This is a genomic window from Rhodopseudomonas palustris BisB18 (assembly GCF_000013745.1).
Taxonomy (GTDB): Bacteria; Pseudomonadota; Alphaproteobacteria; order Rhizobiales; family Xanthobacteraceae; genus Rhodopseudomonas_A; species Rhodopseudomonas_A palustris_F.
Map to the genome: position 1 here is coordinate 5179359 of NC_007925.1, position 22972 is coordinate 5202330.

Genomic DNA, 22972 nt, shown 5'->3' on the forward strand with positions numbered 1-22972 from the left:
GGCGCCTTCGGCGTGCGCCTACTGATTTCGAATGCGGCAGCATGACAATTTTAGAGTGATTTGGTCGGCACCTTGTTCTCTGTGGTCGCAATCACTTCGGCCTTCACCCTGCTCCGGGTCAACAGGCGGAAGAACAGCGGCACAAAGATGATGGCGAGCGCGGTGGCGGCGATCATGCCGCCGATCACGCCGGTGCCGATCGAGTGCTGGCTGGCGGAGCCGGCGCCGTTCGCGATCGCCAGCGGCATCACGCCGAGAATGAACGTCAACGACGTCATGATGATCGGCCGGAACCGCAGCCGCGCGGCTTCCAATGCCGCGTCCACCACCGACAGTCCCTCGCGGTGACGCCGCGCGGCAAACTCCACGATCAGAATCGCGTTCTTGGCTGACAGTCCGATCAGCGTCACCAGCCCGATCTGGAAATAGATGTTGTTCTCCAGACCGCGCAGCCAGATCGCCAAGATGGCACCGAACAGCGCAAACGGCACCGCGGTCAGCACCGCCAAGGGCAGCGACCAGCGCTCGTATTGCGCGGCCAGGATCAGGAACACCATCAGCAGGCCGAACAGAAACCCCTGATAGCCGGTGCCCTCGGTCGAGATCTCCTGGTAGGCCGAGCCGGTCCAGCCGATCGAATAGTCCGACCCGAGCGTATTGCTAACCACCTCCCGCATCGCGGCCAGCGCTTGCCCCGAAGAAAATCCCGGCGCCGGATTGCCGAGAATCTTGGCTGAGGGGAAGATGTTGAAGCGATCGACCGAGTCCGGGCCGAGCACGCGCTTGACCTTGACCACCGCATCCAGCGGAATCATCGCGCCGGTCTCCGAGCGGGCGTAGATGAACCGCAGGTCGCCCGGCTCGCTGCGGAAGTCGGATTCCGACGACAGGCTGACCCGGTAGGTGCGTCCGAACAACGTGAAATCGTTGACGTAGAGGCTGCCGAACCCGCTCTGCATGGTTTGGAAGATGCTGTCGATCGGCACCCCGAGCGTCTTCGCCTTGTCGCGATCGACGTCGATCCGGTATTGCGGGACCGAGGTGGAAAATTGCGAGCGCACCCCGGCCAGTTCCGGTCGCTTGGCCGCCTCGGCGACCACCCGGTTAGCCGCATCGGCTAATTCCTGCAGCGAGACGCCGGAACGATTTTGCAAATACAATTCGAACCCGCCGGTGGTGCTGATGCCCTGGATTGCCGGCGGATTGAAACCGATCACGACGCCGTCGCGAAACAGGGCATTGAGCCGGCTCAGCGCCGGCGCGAACTGCCGGGCATCCGACTCTGGCGTGGTGCGCTCCGCCCAGTCCTTCAGGGTGATGAAGGAGACCCCGGCATTGGTCTTCTGCGCGCTCGACAGGATGTCGTAGCCGGACATCGTGACGACGCCCGATACTTCGGGCATGTCCTTGATGGTGTTGGCTGTGATCTGGCCGATCTCGCGGGTCCGGCTGAGCGACGCGGCCGGCGGCAGCGACGTCACCATCAGCACGCGGCCCTGGTCCTCCTCCGGCACCAGACTGCCCGGCACCGTGTTGAACAGCACGGCGGTCGCGGCGAGCATCACGCCGACGACGGCCAGCGAGACCACCACCCGCCGCATGAAGAACGCGACCATGGCGCCGTATCGGTCGGTCAGCCATTCGAAGCCGCGGTTGAAAATCCGGAACGGCCGCGCCGGCTCCTGATGCTGCGGCTTCAGGATCAGCGCAGCGAGCGCCGGCGTCAGCGTCAGCGCCACGATGCTGGAAATCACCACCGACACCGCGATCGTCACCGCGAACTGGCGGTACAATTCGCCGGCAAGTCCGCCGAGAAACGACACCGGAACGAACACCGCGCACAGCGACAGCGAGGTCGCGATGACCGGCCCGCTCACCTCGTCCATCGCCTTGATCGCCGCGTCGCGGGGCGATCTCTTTTCGGTGCGCATGATGCGCTCGATGTTCTCCAGCACGACGATGGCGTCGTCGACGACGATGCCGATCGACAGCACCAGCCCGAACAGCGTCAGCAGGTTGATCGAGAACCCCAGCGCGTACATGCCGGCAAAGGTGCCGATCACCGAAACCGGCACGGCGATCACCGGGATCAGCGTCGCCCGCAGGTTCTGCATGAACAGGAACACGACCGAGGTCACCAGCACGATCGCCTCGATGAAGGTTCGGACCACCCGTTCGATCGATGCCTCGACAAAGCGCGTGGTGTTGAACGGATTGCGATATTCGAGACCTTCGGGGAACCGGGCCTGCAGCCGGTCCATCGTCGCAAGCACGTTGGCCGAGACCTCGAGCGCGTTGGCGCCGGGCTGCAGATAGACCCCGATCGGCACCGTCGGCGCACCGTTATAGGTCGCCGCGAAACTGTAGTTCAGCGCGCCGAGCTCGACCCGGGCGACATCCTTGACCCGCAGTGCGCCGCCGAATTCGTCGGAGCGGATGATGATATTCTCGAATTCGGCAGGATCGGCGAAGCGGCCCTGCGTCGTCACCGAATAGGTGAAGGCGTTCGGTTTGGTCTGCGGTTCCTCGCCGAACCGGCCGGCGGCGAATTGGGCGTTCTGCTCGCGGATCGCCGCGGCGATGTCGCCCGGCGTCAGGCTGAACTGCGCCAGCTTATCCGGACGCAGCCAGATCCGCATCGAATAGTCGGACGCGCCGAACAGCGACGCATCGCCGACGCCGGGCGTGCGGCGCAATTCATCGATGACGTTGATCAGCGCATAGTTGCCGATGAAGACGGTATCGTAGCGCTCACCCGGCGATGACATCGTCAGCACCTGCAGGATATCGCTGGAGCGCTTCTGCACCACGACGCCCTGGCGCGCCACTTCGGCCGGCAGCAGCGGCGTCGCGCGCTGCACCCGATTGTTGACGTTGATCGTGGCCTGGTCGGGATCGGTGCCGATCGCAAACGTCACCGAGATCGACAGCGTGCCCGACCCCGTCGAGGTCGAGCGCATATAGAGCATGTTCTCGACGCCGTTGATCTGCTGCTCCAGCGGCGCGGCCACCGTCTCGGCGATGGTTTCGGCGGAAGCCCCGGGATAGGTCGCGCTGATCCGCACCTCCGGCGGCACGATCGCCGGATATTGCGCGATCGGCAACGCGCGCATCGAGATCAACCCGACCAGCACGATGCCGATCGAGATGACCGCGGCGAACACCGGCCGGTCGATGAAGAAGCGCGAAAACATTACTTCGCCTGGCCGGACGACGCGGCCGGCTCCGCCGCTTCTGCCCGGGTCCGACCATTGGCTTCGCCGTCGGGATTCACCGGCACCGGCTTGACCTTGGCGCCGGGGTGAATTCGCAGCAGTCCGTCGACCACCAGCTTCTCGCCGTCGTTCAATCCCTCCTTCACCGCCCAGCCGCCCTCGACCTTGCGGTCGAGCTTGATCGGCCGTGACATGACGCTGGCATTGCCGGAATTGAGCACATACACGAAGGCGCCTTGCGGCCCCTGCGACACCGCCCGTTCCGGCACCACGAAAACGCCTTGCAGCACCACGCCGGAGAGCCTGACGCGGACGAACTGGTTCGGCAGCAGCGCGCCGTCGGGATTGGGGAAGATCGCGCGGATCTGCAGGGTGCCGGTGCGCGGATCGACCACCGAGGCGGCCTCGTTGATCTGGCCCTTTGCCGGATAGAGCGAGCCGTCGCCGAACTGCAGCGTGACGTCAATGTCGGAGCGTTTCAGCGGCTGGTCGCGTGCCTGATTGATGCCGCGCAGCTCGACGAATTCGGATTCGCTGAGCGAAAAATTCACATAGGCCGGATCGAGCTGGGTGATGGTGGTGAGCACGGTCTGCTGCGCCTGCGCCAGCGCGCCTTCCGGCGGCGACGACAGGCTGGTCGGCCCGGACACCGGCGCGGTGACGGTGGTGAATTCAAGATTGAGCTTGGCGGTCTCGATGTCGGCTTGCGCGCTCAGCAGCGCGGCACGGGCCAGATCGCGCGCCGCGCGGGCGTCCTCCAGCTGCTTGTCGGTCGCGACCTGGCGCTGCGCCAGTTGCTCAATGCGGTCGAAATTCTCCTCGGCCTGCACCAGCGTGGCACGGGCCTGCAGCGCCTGCGCATTGGCGCGGTCGAGCGCGGCCTGGTAGCTGCGCGGATCGATGCGAAACAGCACGTCGCCCTGCTTGACGGTGGCGCCTTCGACGAATTCGCGCTTCAGGATGGTGCCGCCGACCTGCGCCCGCACCTCGACATTGCGGAATCCGGCGACGCGGCCGGCATTGGTCAGCGGCAAGGGCACGTCTGCGCGGCGCAATTCGATCACCGCTACCTCGACCGGCGGGGGGGCGGCCTTTTGCGCGACTTGCTGCGGATCGCCGAAATAGAAATAGCCTGCGGCGCCGAGTGCAAGTGCAACGATGAGGGCAAAGACCAAACCGGCTGATTTCATTCGCACCAACGACCTTCAAGCTGCCGGACCCCACCAAGATCAGCCAACGGATTGGCCCGACGCGTGTAGCAACGTCTGCGAAAGGTACGCGCGATAATCAGGCAACCTGAACCGATCGCGTCGGTTCCAACAGGCGCAACGCCTAAAGTGCGACACGATGTCCGCCACCTTGAGCCGGTCTCCACCACAGCCGCCCGATCATTGACCGGCAGAGCCGGAGACGACACGGGCGCCGAGCATGGTGTTGCCGCGCGAATCCCCACAAGGATGCCGGTAGGACTCCCCCATTCAGAATGAAGCTGCGAATTCGGCAGATGCCGGGACAAGATGTGCTGTTCGAGCCGCGGGCATTAGCCGACGCGCTGCGGGATCGTGAAACCTGGTCACCATCTCAGGTCGTCTGCCCTCGTAGCTCACCGGCGCAGGTCGCTCACTCCAAGTTCCGTCCACAGCCAACCGAAATTGTACTTGGCTATCGGGTTGTTTGGGTCAGCGGATTTCGCGGCCTGGTTCTCCATCGTCTTCAACCATTCGACGACTTTGCTCCGTCCGCTGTCAGTCTTGACCGCGGCGCGCGGCGTTTCTCCTCCAAGCATGCTAACCGGCAGATCGAGCGCCTCGCGATAGTGCCGGTCCATGTAGCCATGGATGATGGCGCATTGCTGCTGCTCGGGAATATCGGGCGGGTCCAGCATGCCGGGGTCGTGTGACGCCATGATTTGCTCGATCGATTCCGCCTTGACCAAAGGTGGACCGAGGCGCAGGCCGAGGATGTCGGCCAGCAGCGCGAACCCACGGTCGGCACGTTGCCGCGAGTTGACACTGAGCACCAGTGACTGGTCCTCCAACCGGATATCGCCGAGCACGAGCGCGCCGTTCAGCCAGGTTTCGACGGCCAGCGCTTGCTCCGACGGCTCGTCGTCCTCCGATCCCGCCGCCGCCGGATTTCCCAGGTCGATCCAACTCCACGACATCGTGCCCGTCTGCCGAAGCTCCGGTCGCGCCTGCAGAATGGCTCCGATGTCGTCACCGGTGGCCCCAGCGGCGAGCGGATACCACGCCTCGCAAAACATCAGTTCATCGCCTTCGGAGTTGTGCAATTCGGGAGTGTCCGGTGCTTGGAGTCGATGAATCACATCGACGAGCCAAAAGGTGGTGAACATCGGAGTGATCGCGCGAAGCCTCTCGGTCGGAGACTGCGCCGAGACGCTCACCTCGTCGAATTCCAGTCCCTCCGCTTCCATGATCTCCCGCTTTTCCTCGATGCTGAGCGAGTCGAGCTCCTGCACGGCTTCAATAAAAGCTTCCGACGTCTCGCGGTTGAATGCCAGCGCGCCACCGGCGATCTGCATTCGCGACCCGATCTGAACGACACGGGCGGCAAGGTGATCCCAGGGCCTGAGGCTTAGGGTCGCGCTCCGCTCGCTGATCAGCACCGGCTCGCCGCCGCGGATCAGGTCGCGCGCCCGAAACGAGGTGCCGGGGACAATATCGCTCACTTCATAGAGGCTCATTGTCGAGGGTCGCAGTGCCGCCATGTAGGCCCGAACCGACGCAGATTCTTTCCACCCCCGGCGCTTCAGATAGCTGTCGATCGCGTTTTCGCCGTCGTCGAATTCCCGGGTCAGAAAGTCCTCGAAAGCGCAGGCCCAAACCATGCTCATGAACAATTCTTCGCCGATTGTGGCGAGGACATCGTCGATCTCAAGGCCGGTTTCGTCGCAGGCGGGTATCAGATGGTCTTGCAGAACCTCCTCGAAGCGGTCGACCCACGGCTCACGCGTCGATAGCTTTACCAGTCCTTCGAGCAAATGCTTGCTACCCATTTTTCCTGCCCGCGTCTTGGGTTCATGTGGCGGCCGCATCGCGCACGACCCAACGCAGTCTAGCAAGAGCGCGCCATCGGTTCGATCCGGATCCGGATCGCTGGGACGAAATCAACTGGTTTTTCGTGATACCGCCCTGGGTCTGCGGCAGCGATCGGCGCACCGAGCAGCAGACCTCTATGAAGGCCAGGGCAGACGCTGGCGAGGGCGCCCGCGGACCCGCCCTCGGCTTTGATCGCGGACGCTGTGTTCCGAAACCCAGGATGCATTTTTCGCGATCATGCTCTGAGCTTCGCAACGTTAGCGCCCCGCACGCAACCGTTCGCCCCGAACTGCCGATGATGCGCACGTCACGCAAACTTGAAGTCGCCGTCCCGGTCTCGGCCAAATTCCCGCGGTAGCGGTCGGTCAAGTGCGACGCTGTCAAACGACAAATTTCTGCCTCGGCGACGCCGCGCAATCGATTGATGATTGATCGCTGCCGATGTGCCGTCGACTGCTACGAGCTGGCACAAATCTCCCGGTGTGGAGTTACGTCAGCGGGCCTGTCCTTCGTCAAAGCGTGCAGCGGCCGGCTCGAAAGCGAGGATCCATGGCTATCACCGTCAACGGCGCCGACGTCGCATTGCCTGATGACCCGCGGGTGTCGCTGCTCGACCATCTGCGCGAGACGCTGCATCTCAGCGGCACCAAGAAAGGCTGCGATCAAGGCGCCTGCGGGGCCTGTACCGTGCTGGCCGGCGGCCAGCGCATCCTGTCCTGCCTTGCACTCGCGGTCCAGTATGATGGCCAACAGATCACGACCATCGAGGGGATCGGCACCGCAACCGATCTGCATCCGCTGCAGCAGGCGTTCGTCGAGCATGACGGATTTCAGTGCGGCTACTGCACCCCCGGCCAGATCTGCTCGGCGGTGGCGATGGTCGAAGAAGCCCGCGCCGGCATGCCGAGCCACGTGTCCGACGATCTGTTGGCCGACCATTTCGCGCTCAGCCACGACGAGTTGCGCGAGCGGATGAGCGGCAACCTGTGCCGATGCGGCGCGCATAACGGCATCATCGCGGCGATCCGGGCGACCTATGCGGACGAAGCGCAAACGCAGGATCCCCTGGCCGTGGAGACAGCCGCATGACGCCGTTCAGTTACAACCGCGCGGCCAATGCCGGCGACGCCGTTCGCCTTGGCGCTGGTCCTGGTGCGAAATATCTCGGCGGGGGGACCAACCTGGTCGACCTGATGCGCGAGACGATCGAGCGTCCGGTGGCGCTGGTCGATGTGACGGCCCTGGACGCTCGCATCTTCGACACCGACGATGGCGGCCTCTACATCGGCGCGGCGGTCCGGAATTCGGCATTGGCGGCCGATCGGCGGGTGCGCGCGAACTATCCGATGCTGACCCGCGCGATCCTCGCCGGTGCGAGCGCGCAGATCCGCAACATGGCCACGGTCGGCGGCAACCTGCTGCAGCGTACGCGCTGCACCTATTTCTACGACGATGCCGGATCGGCGTGCAATAAGCGGTCGCCCGGTCAGGGTTGCGGCGCCCGCGACGGATTCCATCGCTATCACGCGATCCTCGGTGCGTCGGAGCAGTGCATCGCGACCCATCCATCGGATATGGCGGTCGCGCTGGCCGCGCTCGACGCGGTGGTGCATTTGCAGGGCCGCGGCGGAGCGCGATCGATCGCGCTGAGCGATCTGCATCTGCTGCCGGGCGAGCGACCGGACATCGAGACGGTGCTTGAGCCCGGCGAACTGATCGCTGCGATCGAATTGCCGCCGCTGCCGCTGGCCCGCAACTCGGCTTATCGCAAGGTTCGCGATCGGGCGAGTTATGCGTTCGCGGTGATTTCCGTTGCCGCCGCGCTCGAGGTGAAGCACGGCCGTATCACCGATGTCCGGCTCGCTTTGGGCGGCGTCGCGCACAAGCCGTGGCGCGCCGCAAAGGCGGAAGCCGCGCTGATCGGCCGGCCGCCGAGCGAGGTCAGCTTCCGTACCGCAGCCGATGCTGAACTTGCGGAAGCGGTTCCGCTGCCGCTCAACGCCTTCAAGGTCGAACTGGCCAAGCGCAGCATTGCCGCGGTGCTGGCCGATCTCGCGCACGCCTCGGGAGCGCAGCCATGAGCATCGTCGACGACGCCAAGCTGGCGATGAAAGGACTGGTGCAAGGCGCGGTGGCCAAGGCCGTGGCGCTGGCGCCGGACAGTTGGCTTCCCGGCGGCGAGCCCGACCCGCTGATCCGCCACCAGCACGGCCATATCGGCAAGCCGCTGTCGCGCATCGACGGGCCTCTCAAGGTCGCCGGGAAAGCGCGCTTCGCAGCCGAGTTTCCGATCGACGGTATGGTTTACGCGGCGCTCGTTCATTCCAGCATCGCCAAGGGCAAGATTGCCGGAATCGATACGACCGACGCCGAAGCCGCGACCGGTGTGGTCGCGGTGATGACCCACGAGAATGCGCCGCGGCTCAAGCCGCCGCCGGTGTTCATGTCGGCGGCCAAAGCCGCCGGCGGCGACGACTGGCCGGTGATGCAGGATGCCACCGTGCGCTGGAACGGCGAGCCGGTCGCGGTGGTCCTCGCCGAGACCCAGGAGCAGGCAGACCACGCCGCGTCGCTGGTCGCGGTGCGCTACGAGCAAGCGGAGGCGCTGACCTCGTTCGCCGCGGCGATCGCCAAGGGAACGAAGTCGGCGCAGTTCATGGGCGGACCGCTGCACAACGAGAAGGGCGATGCCGAAGCGGCGCTGGCTGCCGCTGCGACCAGCATCGACTCCCTCTATACGACCCCGCGGCACAACCATAATGCGATCGAGCTCCACGGTGTCACCGTCGCGTGGCAAGGCGACACGCTGCGGATCCACGACGCTTCGCAGCTCGTCGCGCACACCGCCTGGTCGATCGCGCAGATGTTCGGGCTGAACGAGCAGCAGGTGATCGTTACCTCGCCGTTCGTCGGCGGCGGCTTCGGCGGCAAGTGTCTGTGGCAACATCAGGTGCTCGCCGCGGCGGCCGCCAAGCTGGTGGGCCGACCGGTACGGCTGGTGCTGTCGCGCGAGGGTGTCTACCGTCTGGTCGGCGGCCGCAGCCTCACCGAACAGCGGGTGGCGCTCGGGGCAGCAGCCGACGGCAGGCTGGCCGCGCTAATTCACAGCGGGACGACGGCCAAGACCGACGGCAATCTGATGCCCGAGCCGTTCATCCTGCCGACACGCAGCGCCTACGCCTCCGAGACCTTGCTGCTCGACGTGCAGGCGGTCGAACTCGACATGCTCGCCAACACCTTCATGCGCGCGCCCGGTGAAGCGGTCGGCACCTTTGCGCTGGAATGCGCCATCGACGAACTCGCCGAGCAACTGGGCATCGATCCGATCGAGTTGCGTCTGCTCAACGAGCCGGAGAACGATCCTTTGTCGGGTCTGCCGTTCTCCGCTCGCCATATCGATCAAGCATGGCGCGCCGGTGCCGCGAAATTCGGCTGGGACCGACGCAAGGCGACGCCACGCGCCCGACACGACGGCGAATGGCTGGTCGGCCTTGGCTGTGCCACCGCGACTTATCCATACTACCGCATGCCCGGCGGCGCAGCGCGGATCACGCTGAGCGCGGACGGCAAGGCGACGATCGACATTGCCGCGCATGAAATGGGTATGGGCACCGCGACGGCGCAAACTCAGATTTCCGCCGAGCGGCTCGGGTTGCCGCTGGATGCGATCAGCTTCAACTATGGCGATTCCACCTTGCCCGGCGTGGTGCTTGCCGGCGGGTCGCAGCAGACCGCCGCGATCGGCGCCTCGGTGATCGCGGCGCATCGCGCGCTGGTCGCGGAATTGCTGAAGCTTGCCGGCAACGACAGTCCGCTGGCCGGCCTCAAGCCCGACGAGATCGCCAGCCGCGACGGCGGGCTGTGCAAGCTTGACGAGCCGGACCGGTTCGAAAGCTACGTGTCGATCCTCGGCCGCGCCCACCGCGACGAGGTTCGCGTCGAGGCCACGCCGCCGGATCCGTTGGAGACGATGCATTGGTCGATGCACAGCCATGGGGCGATGTTCGCGGAAGTTCGCGTCAGCGCGATCACCGGCGAGATCCGGGTCAGCCGGTTTCTGGGATCGTTCGACTGCGGGCGGATCATGAACGCCAAGACCGCGGCCAGCCAGTTTCGCGGCGGCATCATCATGGGGCTCGGGCTGGCGCTGATGGAGGAGACGCAGTTCGACGAGCGCAACGGGCGAATTATGAATCCGAGCCTCGCGGAGTATCACCTCCCGGTGCACATGGATGTGCCGCAGATCGAGGTGATGTGGACCGACATTCCCGATCCGCACACCCCGATGGGCGCGCGCGGCGTCGGCGAAATCGGGATCACCGGCACAGCTGCTGCCGTCGCAAATGCCGTGTATAATGCGACCGGAACACGGGTCCGAGATCTGCCGATTACGCTCGACAAGCTTTTGGCATGAGCTTCGCGGTCGCCTCGAACGCCGGCTTGGCCTTGCGATCCGCCGGCTTGGGGTTGTAATCATGTAATCAAAAGGCTCGTTTCCAAATACGGCAGGCCGCTTTGGCGGCGATCGAGCAAAGATGTTGAACGCGATGCCGCGAGAAGACGAGCTTGAAATTCTACGTCGCGCCTATGCCAAGCAAATCGTCCATGCCGCCCGGGCAAGCGATCCTCGGCTCGAGGACGCGTTGGCTAAACTGCGCCGAGAGGATTTTCTTGGCCTCGGGCCTTGGGAATTGATGCGCTTTCCCGGCGGTTATCAGATGACCCCGGACGACGACCCGGTCTATCTCTATCAAGATGTGCCGGTGGCCATCATCCCCGCGAAAGGGCTCAACAACGGCCAACCCTCGTTCCTGACGTCGCTTGTTTCGGTCGGCGCATTGCGTGAGGGAGAGCGCGCGGTGCATATCGGCACCGGCACCGGCTACTACACGGCTGTGATGAGCCGTTTGGCCGGTCGAAGCGGACAGGTCATCGGGATCGAATTCGAACCCGAATTGGCCGCGCGCGCACGCGCCAATCTCGCCGGATTTTGCAATGTCGATATCATCGAAGGAGATGGTTCGACGGCGCCGCTGCAGCCTGCCGATGTGATCTTTGTGAACGCGGGGGCGTCGCGCCCGGCCGGAATTTGGCTCGACGCCTTGAGGCCCGGCGGTCGCATGATCCTGCCTTTGACCGTGAGGTATATCACCGAACAAGGACATGCGATGACGCGCGGCGCGGTCTTTCTGATTACCCGCGATCGCAGCGGGTACGCGGCGCGTTGTGTGTCCGGCGTGCATATTTACCCTTGCGCGGGCCTGCGGGACGAAGCCTCCGAGAAGGCGCTCAGGGTCGCTTTCGAGAACGGCGGCTTCGAGAGCGGCGATCTTGCCAGAATAACCAGGCTCCATCGATCCGACGAGATCCCGGACCAGCGCTGCTGGGTCCGCGCCCCGGGTTGGAGTCTGGCTTATGATTGAGTTGCCGGCTGCCGTCGCGCCGGGCCAGCGCTGCCGCCGGCCCGGCCGTCTCGCTCCGATCAGAAGATCTTGATCGCGTTCTGCAGCGTGATCCAGACGCCCCAGGCCAGCGGAAGGCCAACGAAGGCCCAGAACGCAGCGGCGCGGGCATCGAAGCCGCCCTTGCCGATGCCATGCGAGCCGCCGCTGGCAACGGTTGCGCCCTTGGCCTGCAGCGCCAGCACCTCTTCCGGCTTCATGAACCACTTGTCGGCGAGCGGCCGTACCAGCGCATTGCAGATCAGCCCCAGCACCAGCATCCCGGCGAGGATGTACATGGTGAAGTCGTAGACCTGGGCGCGCTCCACGCCGGCACTGATCTGCGCCTCGCGGATGTAGTTCACCACCACCGGGCCGATAATGCCGGCGGTCGCCCAGGCGGTCAGCAGCCGGCCGTGGATGGCGCCGACGAACTGGGTGCCGAAGATATCGGCGAGATAGGCCGGCACCGTGGCGAAGCCGCCGCCATACATCGACAGGATCACCGCGAAGGCAGCTACGAACAGCACCTTGCTGCCCATCGCCGCAAACGTTGGAATCGCCGCATAGAGCAGGATGCCGAGCACGAAGAAGGTGTAGTAGGTGTTCTTGCGGCCGATATGATCGGACAGCGAGGCCCAGAAGAATCTTCCGGCGATGTTGAACAGCGACAACAGCCCGGTGAAGCCGGCGGCGATCGCCGCGATCGCGGTCTTCTGTTCGACCGAGAGCTGGTTGAAACTCAGGTCCGGCAATCCGATCAGCTTGCCGGCAAAAATCTCCTGCAGCATAGGCGACGCCATGCCGATCACGCCGATGCCGGCCGAGACGTTGAGGCACAGCACCGCCCAGATCATCCAGAACTGCCGGGTCTTGTGGGCGTCGCGCAGATGCACCTGATGCGCGGTGATGTAGGCGTTGGCTTTTTCCGGCGGGGTCCAGCCGTCGGGGCGCCAGTTCGCCGGCGTGATCCGGTAGCTGAACGCACCGATCATCATGAACACGAAGTAGATCGCCGCCATCGCCAGGAAGGTCTGCCAGACCCCGACGTCGGTCGGCGACTTGAAGTAATTCAGCAGCATGTTGGCGAGCGGGGCGCCGATCATCGCGCCGCCGCCGAAGCCCATGATCGCCATGCCGGTGGCCATGCCGCGGCGGTCCGGAAACCAGCGCACCAGCGTCGACACCGGCGAGATGTAGCCGAGCCCGAGCCCAATGCCGCCGAGCACGCCGGAGCCGAGCCACAGCAGCCACAATTGATGGGTGTAGATGCCGATCGCGCCCAGCACCAAGCCGCCGCACCAGCAAATCGCCGAGACGAAGCCGGCCTTGCGCGGGCCGGAACGCTCCAGCCAGCCGCCCCAGATCGCCGCGGAGACCCCGAGCAGCACGAAGAACAGCGTGTACATCCAGCCCAGACTCGCCACCCGCCAGTCGCAGCTGGTGGTGACCAGCTCCTGGAAGATGCTCATGTCGGTGCAGACCTTCGGCGCGTTGATGCCGACCGCGCGCGACAGCGGCAGCCAGAACACGCTGAAGCCATAGGCCATGCCGATGCACAGATGGATGCACAGCGCCGCCGGCGGCACCAGCCAGCGATTGTAGCCGGCCTGCGCGATGATGCGTTCGCGGTCGAGTAGTCCCGGCCTTACGCCGGAAATTTTGCCGGCACCTTCGATCGTCGTCATGTAACCCCTCCCCTGCAGCCGCCCTTGATGGGCCGGTCTGTTGTTCGTCGTTAGGTCGGTGGCGGCTTCAAAGCCTCCACCGCGTCGCGCACCAGCGGATCCAAGCCGACGCCGCCGGCCTCCAGGTGCTTGAGGATCGCCTGGCGCATCCGCGGATCCCAGAATTTCCGGATGTGTTCGGCGGTGCCCGCCACCGCCATGTCGTGGCCCTGGCTGCGAAAGAACGTGCCAATCTGGTTGGCCATAGTGACCAGTCGATCAGGCGACATCGGCGGCTTCTCCCGTCGCAATGCGGTCGTGATGCGTGAACACCTCGAACCCGTCGGACCGGGCGATCGCGGCGAGCGTGATGCCGGCGCTCTCCGCCATCCGGATCGCCAGCGCCGTCGGCGCCGAGACCGAGACAATCACCGGCGCGCCGATCGCCGCGGTTTTCTGTACCATCTCAACGGATACCCGGCTGGTCAAGACCACCATGCCGTTGGCGGCGGCGATATTCTGCCGCGCCATCGCGCCGGCGAGTTTGTCGAGCGCATTGTGGCGGCCGACATCCTCGCGCAATGCTGCAATGCCGCGCGCCGGCGACCAGAACGCTGCGGCGTGCACCGCGCGAGTCTCGGTGTTGAGCGCTTGCAGCGGCGGCATCGCCTGCATCGCCGCCATGATCTCGTGCGGTGAGAACTGCCGCTGCGTTGCCACGATCGCCGCCGGCCGCAGCGCCTGGGTGATCGAGTCGATGCCGCACAGCCCGCAGCCGGTGGGGCCGGCGATATTGCGCCGCCGCGCGCTGAGCCGCTGCGCGATCTCGCCCGCGAGCCACATCCGCAGTTCGATGCCGTTGTCGAGCTCGACGACTTCCCGCGAGGTGATCTCCGAAGCCGAGCTCACAATGCCTTCGCTCAGGCTGAAGCCGACAGCGAAGTCTTCCAGATCGCGCGGCGTTGCCATCATCACCGCGTAGCTGCCGGCGTTGTAGGTCAACGCCACCGCGGTCTCTTCCGGCACCGCGCGGCTGCCTTGGCTGAAGCCGGCCTCGCGCCAGATCTGTCGGGAGACGTGTTGAACGGGATCGTGCACCAATTACTCCGCGGCTTCGATGGTGGAGGCGATGCGGCGCGCCTGGCGGGCCTGCTCGTCATAGGCCTTCTGCCATTCCGACGGGCCGTTCGACGGCGCCACCTGCACCGCGGTGACCTTGTATTCCGGGCAATTGGTTGCCCAGTCGGAATAGTCGGTGGTGATCACGTTCGCCTGCGTATCCGGATGGTGGAAGGTGGTATAGACCACGCCCGGCGCGACGCGCTCGGTGATCAGCGCGCGCAGCGTGGTTTCGCCGGCGCGGCTCGCCAGCCGCACCCAATCGCCATCCCTCACTCCGCGCTGCTCGGCGTCGTGCGGATGGATCTCGAGCCGATCCTCGTCGTGCCACACCACATTGGCGGTGCGCCTGGTCTGCGCGCCGACATTGTACTGGCTGAGGATTCGCCCGGTGGTCAGCAATAGCGGATAGCGCGGCCCGGTGCGCTCGTCGGTGGCGACATATTCGGTGATGACGAATTTGCCCTTGCCGCGGACGAAGTGATCGATGTGCATCACCGGGGTGCCCTCCGGCGCGTTGTCGTTGCACGGCCACTGGATCGAGCCGAGTTCGTCGAGCTTGGCGTAGGACACGCCGGCGAAGGTCGGCGTCAACGCCGCGATCTCATCCATGATCTGCGAGGGATGCTCATAGCTCATCGGATAGCCCATCGCCTTGGCCAGCCCCAGCGTGACCTGCCAGTCCTCCAAGCCGTTGCGCGGTGTCATCACCTTGCGCACCCGCTGGATGCGGCGCTCGGCATTGGTGAAGGTGCCGTTCTTCTCCAGGAAGGTGGAGCCCGGCAGGAAGATATGCGCGTAGTTCGCGGTCTCGTTGAGGAACAGGTCGTGGACGATGACGCATTCCATCGCCTCAAGCCCGGCGGCGACGTGCTTGGTGTTGGGGTCGGATTGCAGGATGTCTTCGCCCTGCACGTAGAGCGCCTTGAACGAACCGTCGACCGCGGCATCCAGCATGTTCGGAATCCGCAGGCCCGGCTCCTTGTTGAGATGCACGCCCCACAGCGCCTCGAAACTCTCACGCACCGAATCGGTGCCGATATGCCGATAGCCCGGCAATTCGTGCGGGAACGAGCCCATGTCGCAGGCGCCCTGCACGTTGTTCTGGCCGCGCAGCGGGTTCACGCCGACGCCCGGCCGGCCGATATTGCCGGTGGCCATCGCCAAATTGGCGATCGCCATCACGGTGGTCGAGCCTTGGCTGTGCTCGGTGACGCCGAGCCCGTAATAGATCGCGCCGTTGCCGCCGGTGGCGAACAGTCGCGCCGCCTGCCGCAATTCGGTCGGATCGACGCCGGTCGCACTTTGCGTCTGCTCCGGGCTGTTCTGCGGCAGCGCCACGAAACTCGCCCAGCCCTCATATTCGTCCCAGTCGCAGCGCTCGCGCACAAACGCCTCGTCGACCAGCCCTTCGGTGACGATGACATGCGCCATCGCGGTCAGCACCGCGACGTTGGTGCCGGGCTGCAGCGGCAGGTGATGCGCCGCCTCGACCCGCGCCGAGCGCACGATGTCGGTGCGGCGCGGATCGACCACGATCAGCTTGGCGCCGGCGCGCAACCGCTTCTTCAAGCGCGAGGCGAACACCGGATGGCCGTCGGTCGGATTGGCGCCGATGATCAGCACCACGTCGGTGTGCTCGACGGAGTCGAAATCCTGCGTGCCCGCCGAGGTGCCGAAGGTGGTGGACAGCCCGTAGCCGGTCGGCGAGTGGCAGACCCGCGCGCAAGTATCGACGTTGTTGTTGCCGAAGCCGGCGCGGATCAGCTTCTGCACCAGGAAAGTCTCTTCATTGGTGCAGCGCGACGAGGTGATGCCGCCGACCGAGTCGCGGCCGTATTTGGCCTGGATGCGCTTGAACTCCGACGCGGCGTAGGAGAACGCCTCGTCCCACGACACTTCGCGCCACGGGTCGGTGATCTTGTCGCGGATCATCGGGTTGAGGATGCGTTCCTTGTGGGTGGCGTAGCCCCAGGCGAAGCGGCCTTTGACGCAGGAATGGCCGCGATTGGCCTTGCCGTCCTTGTAGGGCAGCATGCGCACCACTTCCTCGCCGCGCATCTCCGCCTTGAACGAGCAGCCGACGCCGCAATAGGCGCAGGTCGTCACCACCGAATGTTCCGGGGTGCCGATCTCGATGATCGACTTTTCGTTCAGCGTCGCGGTCGGGCAGGCCTGCACGCAGGCGCCGCAGGACACGCATTCCGAGCCGAGGAAGCTTTCCTGCATCCCGGCAGACACCACCGAGCCGAAGCCGCGGCCGGCGATGGTCAACGCGAAGGTGCCCTGCACGTCCTCACAGGCGCGCACGCAGCGCGAGCAGACGATGCATTTCGAGGCGTCAAAGGTGAAATAGGGATTGGAGTCGTCGACGCCCGGATTGGGATGGGTCTCACCCTTGTAGCCGTAGCGCACGTCGCGCAGGCCGACCGCGCCCGCCATGTCCTGCAATTCGCAATCGCCATTGGCCGAACAGGTCAGGCAGTCCAGCGGATGATCGGAGATGTAGAGCTCCATCACGCCCTTGCGCAGCGCCTTCAGCCGCTCGGTCTGGGTGCGGACGGAAATTCCTTCCGCCACCGGCGTGGTGCAGGACGCCGGCGTGCCATTGCGTCCCTCGACTTCGACGAGGCAGAGCCGGCAGGAGCCGAACGCGTCCATCATGTCGGTGGCGCAGAGTTTCGGAATTTGCGTCCCGATCTGCATCGCCGCGCGCATGATCGAGGTGCCTTCCGGCACCGTGACGCTCTGGCCGTCGATCGACAGCGTCACCATGGTCGTTGAGGTGGAGCGCGGCGTGCCGAAATCGATTTCGTGAATCAGCGACATGATGGGCTCCTATTCCGCAGCCTGCAGACGCGGCGGCGCTAGTCCAAAGTCTTCCGGGAAATGCGTCAGCGCGCTCAGCACCGGGTACGGCACGAAGCCGCCGAGCGCACACAGCGAGCCGAGCTTCATGGTCTGGCAGAGGTCTTCCAACAGCGCGATGTTCTGCGGGGCGCGATCGCCATTGATGATCTTGTCGATGGTCTCGACGCCGCGCTGCGAGCCGATCCGGCACGGCGTGCACTTGCCGCAGGACTCGATGGCGCAAAACTGCATCGCAAAACGCGCCTGCTTGGCCATATCGACGGTGTCGTCGAACACCACCACGCCGCCATGGCCGACCAAACCGCTGCGCGCCGCGAAGGCTTCGTAATCGAACGGCGTGTCGAACAGTTCGCGCGGGAAGTAAGCGCCGAGCGGGCCGCCGACCTGCACCGCGCGCACCGGCCGCCCCGAGGCGGTGCCGCCGCCGATGTCGTCGACCAGTTCGCCGAGCGTGATGCCGAACGCCACCTCGAACAGCCCGCCGTGCTTGATATTGCCGCCGAGCTGGATCGGCTTGGTGCCGCGCGAACGGCCCATGCCGCAATCCGCATAGGCCTGCGCGCCGCCGGCGAGGATGAAGGGAATTGCCGCGAAGCTCAGCACGTTGTTGATCACGGTGGGCTGGCCGAACAGCCCCTTATGCGCCGGCAGCGGCGGCTTGGCGCGCACCACGCCGCGCTTGCCCTCGATGCTCTCCAGCATCGCGGTCTCTTCGCCGCAGATGTAAGCCCCCGCGCCGACCCGCACCTCGATGTCGAAATCGTGCCGCGAGCGGCCGATGCCGGGGCCGAGATAGCCGGCGCGCCGCGCGCCGGCGATCGCCGCGTTGATCGCCTCCACCGCATGCGGATATTCCGAGCGGATGTAGATGTAGCCGCGGGTGGCACCCACCGCGATGCCGGCGATGGTCATGCCCTCGATCACCATATAGGGATCGCCTTCCATGATCATGCGGTCGGCAAAGGTGCCGCTATCGCCCTCGTCGGCATTGCAGCAGATATACTTCTGCGCAGCGGCGGCTTGCGCGACCGTGCGCCACTTGATGCCGGTCGGGAAACCGGCGCCGCCGCGGCCGCGCAGCCCGGACTTGATGACGTCGTCGATGATCGCCTCGGAGGTCAGCGCCAGCGCCCGCTCCAGCCCCTCATAGCCGCCATGGGCGCGATAATCCTCGACCGAGCGCGGATCGATCACGCCGCAGCGCGCAAACGTCAGCCGGGTCTGCCGCTTCAGCCAGGGGATCTGCTCGGTGAGGCCGAGCCGCAGCGGATGCGGCCCATCCGCCGCGATGGCGTCGAGCACCGAGCCCACGTCGCCCGGCGTCAGCGGCCCGAATGCGATCCGTCCGGCGCCGGTTGAAACCTCCAGCATCGGCTCCAGCCAATACAGCCCGCGCGATCCGGTACGCACCACCTCAAGGCTGACGCCGCGCTTGCGGGCGCAGAGTTCCAGCTCCAGCGCGACCTCGTCGGCGCCGACCGCAATCGCGCCGGCATCGCGCGGAATGAAGATCTTGAGCTTCATCGCTGCGCCTCCGCCAGCAAGGCATCGAGCCGCGTCGCGTCGAGCCGGCCGATCAGCCGGCCGTCCAACATCGCCGATGGCGCGGTCGCGCATAACCCGAGGCAATACACCGGCTCCAGGCTGACCACGCCGTCGCCACGGGTCTCGCCCACCGCCATGCCGAGCGTCGTCTCCGCCCGCGCCGCCAACGCATCGCCGCCGGCCGACTGGCAGGCTTCGGCCAAGCACAGCTTCAGCACGTGGCGGCCGGCCGGGACTTTGCGGAAATCGTGGTAGAAGGTGAACACGCCATGGACTTCGGCGCGCGACAGGTTGAGCGCCAATGCGATCATCGGGATCGCGTCCTGCGGCACGTAGCCGAACGCCTCCTGCAACGCGTGCAGGATCACCAGCGTGGCGCCCTCGTGGCTCTTCAGTTCGGCGATGATTTCCGCCGCGCGCTCGGAATCCCATGCTTCATAGGCCAAGGCCATTGCTCTCCCGACGCTTCCTCGATTGGTATTTTGAAGCCATCAAAATGAGAATCTATCCAAAGGTCAATAAAGCTGTCCGATGCTGCGATACGGAAACCGTATCGTCAGCCGGGGCGCGCCGGGCCGGAGGTGAAATGAGGGGAGGCCTGCCCCGGACGCAGCGCAGCACGCCGCGTTTGCGGCGTGGTGCGCTGCAGAGCCGGGGCCGTTACAAATGCTGCCTTCGTAATGGTCCCGGTTCACCTCGCAGCGCAAGAGCGCTGCTCGGCGTCCGGGACACGAGGCCGCAACCGGCCCTCCACTCAGCTCTCCAGCGTCGGCGCCACTTCGCGGGCGACCTGCACCAGCGCGGCGATCAGCGGGGTCAGCGGCTCGCGCGGCGGAACCACTAGGCCGATCGAGTAGCTCACCACCGGATCGACGATCGGGATGCTCCGCACCGCATCGGAAAACCCCAGCGTTTCCGCCAGTTTTGCCGGCATCACGCTGGCCCAGCGGCCGGTCTTGACATGGGTATAGAGCACGATGATCGAATTCGAGGTCAGCGTCGGCTTGGCCTCGGTGCCCACCGCCTTCAACGCGCGATCGATGATGCGGCGGTTCTGCATATCCGGCGTCAGCAGGCAGAGCGGCACTTGGCCGACCTCACGCCAAGTCACTTCGTCGCGGTCACCGAACAAACCATCCGGCGAGGTCAGCAACCGGTAGCTCTCATGATACAGCGGGACCGAGCGCACTTTGCCGAGCGGCTCGTTTTCGATGTAGGTCAGGCCGGCGTCGACCTCGAGATTTTCCAACAGCCCGAGCACTTCCGCCGAGGTGCAGGACACGATGCGGAACTTGACGTCGGGATGGCGGGCGCGAAACGGCGTGGTCAAAGCCGCCACCATGCCGAGCACGGTCGGGATCGCGGCGATGCGGATTTCGCCGGACAGCCCGTCCTTCAGCGTCTTGATCTCCTGGCGCATCGAGCGGACGTCGCCGACGATGCGCCGCGCCCAATCCAGCGTGCGCTCGCCTTCTGGAGTGAAGCCCTGAAAGCGTGAGCCGCGCTGCACCAGCATCACGCCGAGAATCTCTTCGAGCTGCTTCAGGCTGGTCGACATCGTCGGTTGGGTGACGCCGCAGGATTCCGCGGCCCGGCCGAAATGGCGCTCCTTGGCCAGCGCCAATAACAATTCGAGCTTGTCGATCAATTCCTGCCCCGGCTGTTTTTTGATTAGTTGAAGGCGCTGCTTTGGATCGAACTGTATTTCACCGGCCGGCTATTTTCTATCGCGATCGCTGCGCCGCGGCGCTGGTGACCTGATGCCGTCCGGTGCGGGCCGCTGCAAAGCTCGTCGTCAAGACGGCTTGACAGCGGCCGGCCCGAAACGCCGTCTCACATCGATTTCAGCGTCCAACCGGCATCGGCCAGGGATAAGCCGTGCGGGGCGATGGCAATGCGTGCTAGCGTGCGCATAACAACAACAGGAGAACGACATGGCCAAGGGCGAGCAAAAGGGCAATCGGGAAACCAAGAAGCCCAAGAAGGAGAAGGTCAAGACCATCGCCGCGGCGCCGAGCCAAAAGGGCAGCGGCGGCAGCTGGCAGCCGACTTTGGGATCCGGCAAGAAGAAGTAAGACTTGAGGGCGCCGCGCTGCAGCGCACAGCGGTGAGGCTCAGCGTCGCGCTCGGGTTGCGGACGACGGCCGCTCGGCCGCCGCGGGTTTTGCAGCCCGTTGCCAAGGCCGGCCGTTCGGCGCAAGCTGAGCGCGCGCAGACGGCACGGAGGGGCAGATGAAACACGATCTCGACGGTCGCCACCGCGATCAGGACGGCGAAATCTCCAAGAAACACGGCAACACCTTGGTCGGCACGCTGCGCAAGATCTATGGCCGCGGCTTCGCCGCGGGGCATCCGGATTCGGCCAAGCTCAGCGAGATCCTCCTCGAACTCAACGAGACATCGTTGAGCCAGCTGCGGCATGACCATGGACCGGGGCATCTGGAAAAGAAGATCGCCAAAGCGAGCAAGTAGTGGCGAAGGCGTCCGACTACAGCATTCTGACCTTTCAGCGCAAACCGGGGCGTTGGCGCGCCAATGTCACGCCTTTGGCGGCGCCCAATGGGCCCCGGCACAGCAAGACCATGCTCGGCTTCGTCACCGCCGAGGATTGCGACACCGAAGAAGATGCGGTGAAGGCGGCGAACCAGGCAATCCGCGATCTCGGCTAGTAGGCGCGGACACCGGTCGATCCGATCGACGCCGTCATTCCGGGGCGCGAGCTCATCGCCGGCCCGTTAGCCGACCTGCGCCGGTTAAATCGAAGGAAGCTGCGCCCCGGACGCAGCGCACTATGCCGCTCTTGCGGCGTGGTGCGCTGCAGAGCCGGGGCCCGTTACGGAACGCAGCATTCGTAACGGTCCCGGTTCTGCGGACCAGCGCCAAGGCGCGGCTCCGCGCCCGCGACACGCTATCGGTTCCAGGCTCGCCCCGGGAATGACGCTTTGGTTGGCTGGACGCGCTCAATCAGCCGAATACGCACTGACCACCGTTCAATCCCAGAATCGCTTGGCGGTTGCGAGTTCGGCGCCGGTCGCGACGGCGGATTGCAGCAAATGATCGATCTTGATGCGATCGCGCGGCGGTGGTGGCGGCAGCTGCGTCGCGGCGCCATGCGGGCGCTTGCCGTTCGGCGCCGCCACCGAAATCGCCAACCGCTGCTGCACGGCAATATCGTTCAGCGCCCCCAACCGATCCAGCAATTCCTTCAACGTCGACTGGAACGTGCCCAACCGATCGCGCGCCTTGCGGCCCTCGAACAGCGTCTCGAAGAAGCCGATCGCGTAGTACAGCTTCTTGGCTGAAATCCGCAGCCGGTGGCGCTGCTCCACATTGAGGTCGTGCAGCCGTTCGGCCTTGCGCATTACTTTGCGGGCGCGCCGCGCCACCACATCAGCGGCGAAGTCCACGGCTTCTCGGTGCGCCGGCCTCAGCGTTGGCCGCTCCGCCCACGGCCCGGCCTCGATCCAGTGCCGGATGTCGTGCAGCAAGGCGCGGTAACGCGCCGACTGCATCGCCGCCTTGGCCCCGGCGAACGCCCGGCTCCGCCGCGCGGCGATCTCGGCGAGCCATTCGGCGCGATCCGCCGTGCGCTGGCGCTTGATCCGCAGTTCCAGCAGATGCAGGTCGCGCGCCGGCCCCAGCCGGCCGGTCAGCCATTTCAACTCGCGCTTGAGCCGCTCGGTTTCGGCGTCCTGCAACAATTCGCCGAACGTCGCGATGGCGGCGCGCAGCCGCCGCAGCCCGATCCGCATCTGGTGCACGCCATCGGGATTGGCGACGCGCACCGCGGCCTCGTTGCCGACGACGTGGCGCAGCACCGACCTCGCGATCATGCGAAAGGCATCGACCGTGGCGATGCCGCGCGGCAGCACAATCTTCTCGGCCTTGCTGGCCTCGCTCGATTTGAACACCACGGCCGCACGGCGGGGCGCAACCCTGCCGTTGGATTTGGGTGCACGGCCTACGGTCGCCTTAGCCATCTCGTCACGATCATCACCAATGGCCGGCAACTCAGCCGCACGCCAGATATCGACGACGCGAATACCTTCGGCCGG

At 65.4% G+C, this 22972-nt stretch carries 18 protein-coding genes; 7 read left to right on the forward strand and 11 right to left on the reverse strand.

Annotated features, from left to right (window positions below; genetic code table 11):
- Positions 1 to 50: 50 nt before the first annotated feature.
- From RPC_RS23240 to RPC_RS23250, 3 genes are all read right to left on the reverse strand, one after another.
- A complete protein-coding gene (locus RPC_RS23240; protein WP_011475034.1) occupies positions 51 to 3194 on the reverse strand; it encodes an efflux RND transporter permease subunit in 3144 nt (1047 codons plus the stop codon).
- Positions 3194 to 4405, reverse strand: coding sequence for an efflux RND transporter periplasmic adaptor subunit (locus tag RPC_RS23245; protein WP_011475035.1), 1212 nt, complete (start codon positions 4403 to 4405; stop codon positions 3194 to 3196). The genes RPC_RS23240 and RPC_RS23245 overlap by 1 nt, the downstream gene beginning before the upstream one ends.
- A 413-nt stretch (positions 4406 to 4818) precedes the next feature.
- The gene (locus RPC_RS23250) at positions 4819 to 6231 is read right to left on the reverse strand and encodes a hypothetical protein (RefSeq protein ID WP_041802222.1); all 1413 of its coding nucleotides are present in this window, start codon (positions 6229 to 6231) and stop codon (positions 4819 to 4821) included.
- Positions 6232 to 6823: 592 nt separating this feature from the next.
- On the opposite strand from RPC_RS23250, the gene RPC_RS23255 reads away from it, so the two are divergent.
- The 4 genes from RPC_RS23255 (at position 6824) to RPC_RS23270 (ending at position 11697) form a co-directional block, all read left to right on the forward strand.
- Positions 6824 to 7363 carry a 2Fe-2S iron-sulfur cluster-binding protein gene (locus RPC_RS23255; RefSeq protein WP_011475037.1) on the forward strand — a complete coding sequence of 180 codons (540 nt, stop codon included), beginning with the start codon at positions 6824 to 6826 and terminating at the stop codon, positions 7361 to 7363.
- Positions 7360 to 8355 carry an FAD binding domain-containing protein gene (locus RPC_RS23260; RefSeq protein WP_011475038.1) on the forward strand — a complete coding sequence of 332 codons (996 nt, stop codon included), beginning with the start codon at positions 7360 to 7362 and terminating at the stop codon, positions 8353 to 8355. The genes RPC_RS23255 and RPC_RS23260 overlap by 4 nt, the downstream gene beginning before the upstream one ends.
- A gap of 26 nt (positions 8356 to 8381) precedes the next feature.
- Positions 8382 to 10688, forward strand: coding sequence for a xanthine dehydrogenase family protein molybdopterin-binding subunit (locus tag RPC_RS23265; RefSeq protein ID WP_415914851.1), 2307 nt, complete (start codon positions 8382 to 8384; stop codon positions 10686 to 10688).
- Between the two features lie 121 nt (positions 10689 to 10809).
- Complete coding sequence (locus RPC_RS23270) at positions 10810 to 11697, forward strand: protein-L-isoaspartate O-methyltransferase family protein (RefSeq protein ID WP_011475040.1); 888 nt, start codon at positions 10810 to 10812, stop codon at positions 11695 to 11697.
- A gap of 59 nt (positions 11698 to 11756) precedes the next feature.
- Here the strand turns inward: RPC_RS23270 and RPC_RS23275 are convergent, their stop codons facing one another.
- From RPC_RS23275 to RPC_RS23305, 7 genes are all read right to left on the reverse strand, one after another.
- Positions 11757 to 13403 carry an OFA family MFS transporter gene (locus RPC_RS23275; protein WP_011475041.1) on the reverse strand — a complete coding sequence of 549 codons (1647 nt, stop codon included), beginning with the start codon at positions 13401 to 13403 and terminating at the stop codon, positions 11757 to 11759.
- Between the two features lie 50 nt (positions 13404 to 13453).
- A complete protein-coding gene (locus RPC_RS23280; protein WP_011475042.1) occupies positions 13454 to 13672 on the reverse strand; it encodes a formate dehydrogenase subunit delta in 219 nt (72 codons plus the stop codon).
- The gene (gene fdhD, locus RPC_RS23285; protein ID WP_011475043.1) at positions 13662 to 14480 is read right to left on the reverse strand and encodes a formate dehydrogenase accessory sulfurtransferase FdhD; all 819 of its coding nucleotides are present in this window, start codon (positions 14478 to 14480) and stop codon (positions 13662 to 13664) included. Before fdhD ends, RPC_RS23280 begins: the two co-directional genes overlap by 11 nt.
- Positions 14481 to 14483: 3 nt before the next feature.
- Positions 14484 to 17330, reverse strand: a complete 2847-nt coding sequence (gene fdhF / locus RPC_RS23290; RefSeq protein WP_011475044.1) for a formate dehydrogenase subunit alpha — start codon at positions 17328 to 17330, stop codon at positions 14484 to 14486.
- A gap of 9 nt (positions 17331 to 17339) precedes the next feature.
- Positions 17340 to 18896, reverse strand: a complete 1557-nt coding sequence (locus tag RPC_RS23295) for a formate dehydrogenase beta subunit (protein ID WP_011475045.1) — start codon at positions 18894 to 18896, stop codon at positions 17340 to 17342.
- A complete protein-coding gene (locus tag RPC_RS23300; RefSeq protein WP_011475046.1) occupies positions 18893 to 19369 on the reverse strand; it encodes a formate dehydrogenase subunit gamma in 477 nt (158 codons plus the stop codon). The genes RPC_RS23295 and RPC_RS23300 overlap by 4 nt, the downstream gene beginning before the upstream one ends.
- Before the next feature lie 302 nt (positions 19370 to 19671).
- Entirely contained in the window at positions 19672 to 20565 is an 894-nt protein-coding gene (locus RPC_RS23305; RefSeq protein WP_011475047.1) for a LysR family transcriptional regulator, read from the reverse strand.
- Positions 20566 to 20851: 286 nt separating this feature from the next.
- Here RPC_RS23305 and RPC_RS26585 point away from each other — a divergent pair, with 286 nt between their 5' ends.
- The 3 genes from RPC_RS26585 (at position 20852) to RPC_RS23315 (ending at position 21586) form a co-directional block, all read left to right on the forward strand.
- Positions 20852 to 20992, forward strand: coding sequence for a hypothetical protein (locus RPC_RS26585; protein WP_011475048.1), 141 nt, complete (start codon positions 20852 to 20854; stop codon positions 20990 to 20992).
- Positions 20993 to 21149: 157 nt separating this feature from the next.
- On the forward strand, positions 21150 to 21389 hold the full coding sequence (locus tag RPC_RS23310; protein WP_011475049.1) for a hypothetical protein: 240 nt from the start codon (positions 21150 to 21152) through the stop codon (positions 21387 to 21389).
- Entirely contained in the window at positions 21389 to 21586 is a 198-nt protein-coding gene (locus RPC_RS23315) for a hypothetical protein (RefSeq protein WP_041802224.1), read from the forward strand. Before RPC_RS23310 ends, RPC_RS23315 begins: the two co-directional genes overlap by 1 nt.
- A gap of 321 nt (positions 21587 to 21907) precedes the next feature.
- Here the strand turns inward: RPC_RS23315 and RPC_RS23320 are convergent, their stop codons facing one another.
- Positions 21908 to 22897 (reverse strand): CHAD domain-containing protein, encoded by a 990-nt coding sequence (locus tag RPC_RS23320; protein WP_011475050.1) that lies wholly within the window; start codon positions 22895 to 22897, stop codon positions 21908 to 21910.
- Positions 22898 to 22972 lie beyond the last annotated feature (75 nt).

What these genes read in the sequence shown, in the direction of transcription:
- RPC_RS23255 (WP_011475037.1), top strand. Translation starts at nt 6,824, where the DNA reads ATGGCTATCACCGTCAACGGCGCCGACGTCGCATTGCCTGATGACCCG.
- RPC_RS23260 (WP_011475038.1), top strand. Translation starts at nt 7,360, where the DNA reads ATGACGCCGTTCAGTTACAACCGCGCGGCCAATGCCGGCGACGCCGTT.
- RPC_RS23265 (WP_415914851.1), top strand. Translation starts at nt 8,382, where the DNA reads ATGAAAGGACTGGTGCAAGGCGCGGTGGCCAAGGCCGTGGCGCTGGCG.
- RPC_RS23240 (WP_011475034.1), bottom strand. Translation starts at nt 3,194, where the DNA reads ATGTTTTCGCGCTTCTTCATCGACCGGCCGGTGTTCGCCGCGGTCATC.
- RPC_RS23320 (WP_011475050.1), bottom strand. Translation starts at nt 22,897, where the DNA reads ATGGCTAAGGCGACCGTAGGCCGTGCACCCAAATCCAACGGCAGGGTT.
- RPC_RS23245 (WP_011475035.1), bottom strand. Translation starts at nt 4,405, where the DNA reads ATGAAATCAGCCGGTTTGGTCTTTGCCCTCATCGTTGCACTTGCACTC.
- RPC_RS23295 (WP_011475045.1), bottom strand. Translation starts at nt 18,896, where the DNA reads ATGAAGCTCAAGATCTTCATTCCGCGCGATGCCGGCGCGATTGCGGTC.
- RPC_RS23250 (WP_041802222.1), bottom strand. Translation starts at nt 6,231, where the DNA reads ATGGGTAGCAAGCATTTGCTCGAAGGACTGGTAAAGCTATCGACGCGT.
- RPC_RS23280 (WP_011475042.1), bottom strand. Translation starts at nt 13,672, where the DNA reads ATGTCGCCTGATCGACTGGTCACTATGGCCAACCAGATTGGCACGTTC.
- fdhF (WP_011475044.1), bottom strand. Translation starts at nt 17,330, where the DNA reads ATGTCGCTGATTCACGAAATCGATTTCGGCACGCCGCGCTCCACCTCA.
- RPC_RS23270 (WP_011475040.1), top strand. Translation starts at nt 10,810, where the DNA reads ATGTTGAACGCGATGCCGCGAGAAGACGAGCTTGAAATTCTACGTCGC.
- RPC_RS26585 (WP_011475048.1), top strand. Translation starts at nt 20,852, where the DNA reads ATGGCCAAGGGCGAGCAAAAGGGCAATCGGGAAACCAAGAAGCCCAAG.
- RPC_RS23310 (WP_011475049.1), top strand. Translation starts at nt 21,150, where the DNA reads ATGAAACACGATCTCGACGGTCGCCACCGCGATCAGGACGGCGAAATC.
- RPC_RS23275 (WP_011475041.1), bottom strand. Translation starts at nt 13,403, where the DNA reads ATGACGACGATCGAAGGTGCCGGCAAAATTTCCGGCGTAAGGCCGGGA.
- RPC_RS23300 (WP_011475046.1), bottom strand. Translation starts at nt 19,369, where the DNA reads ATGGCCTTGGCCTATGAAGCATGGGATTCCGAGCGCGCGGCGGAAATC.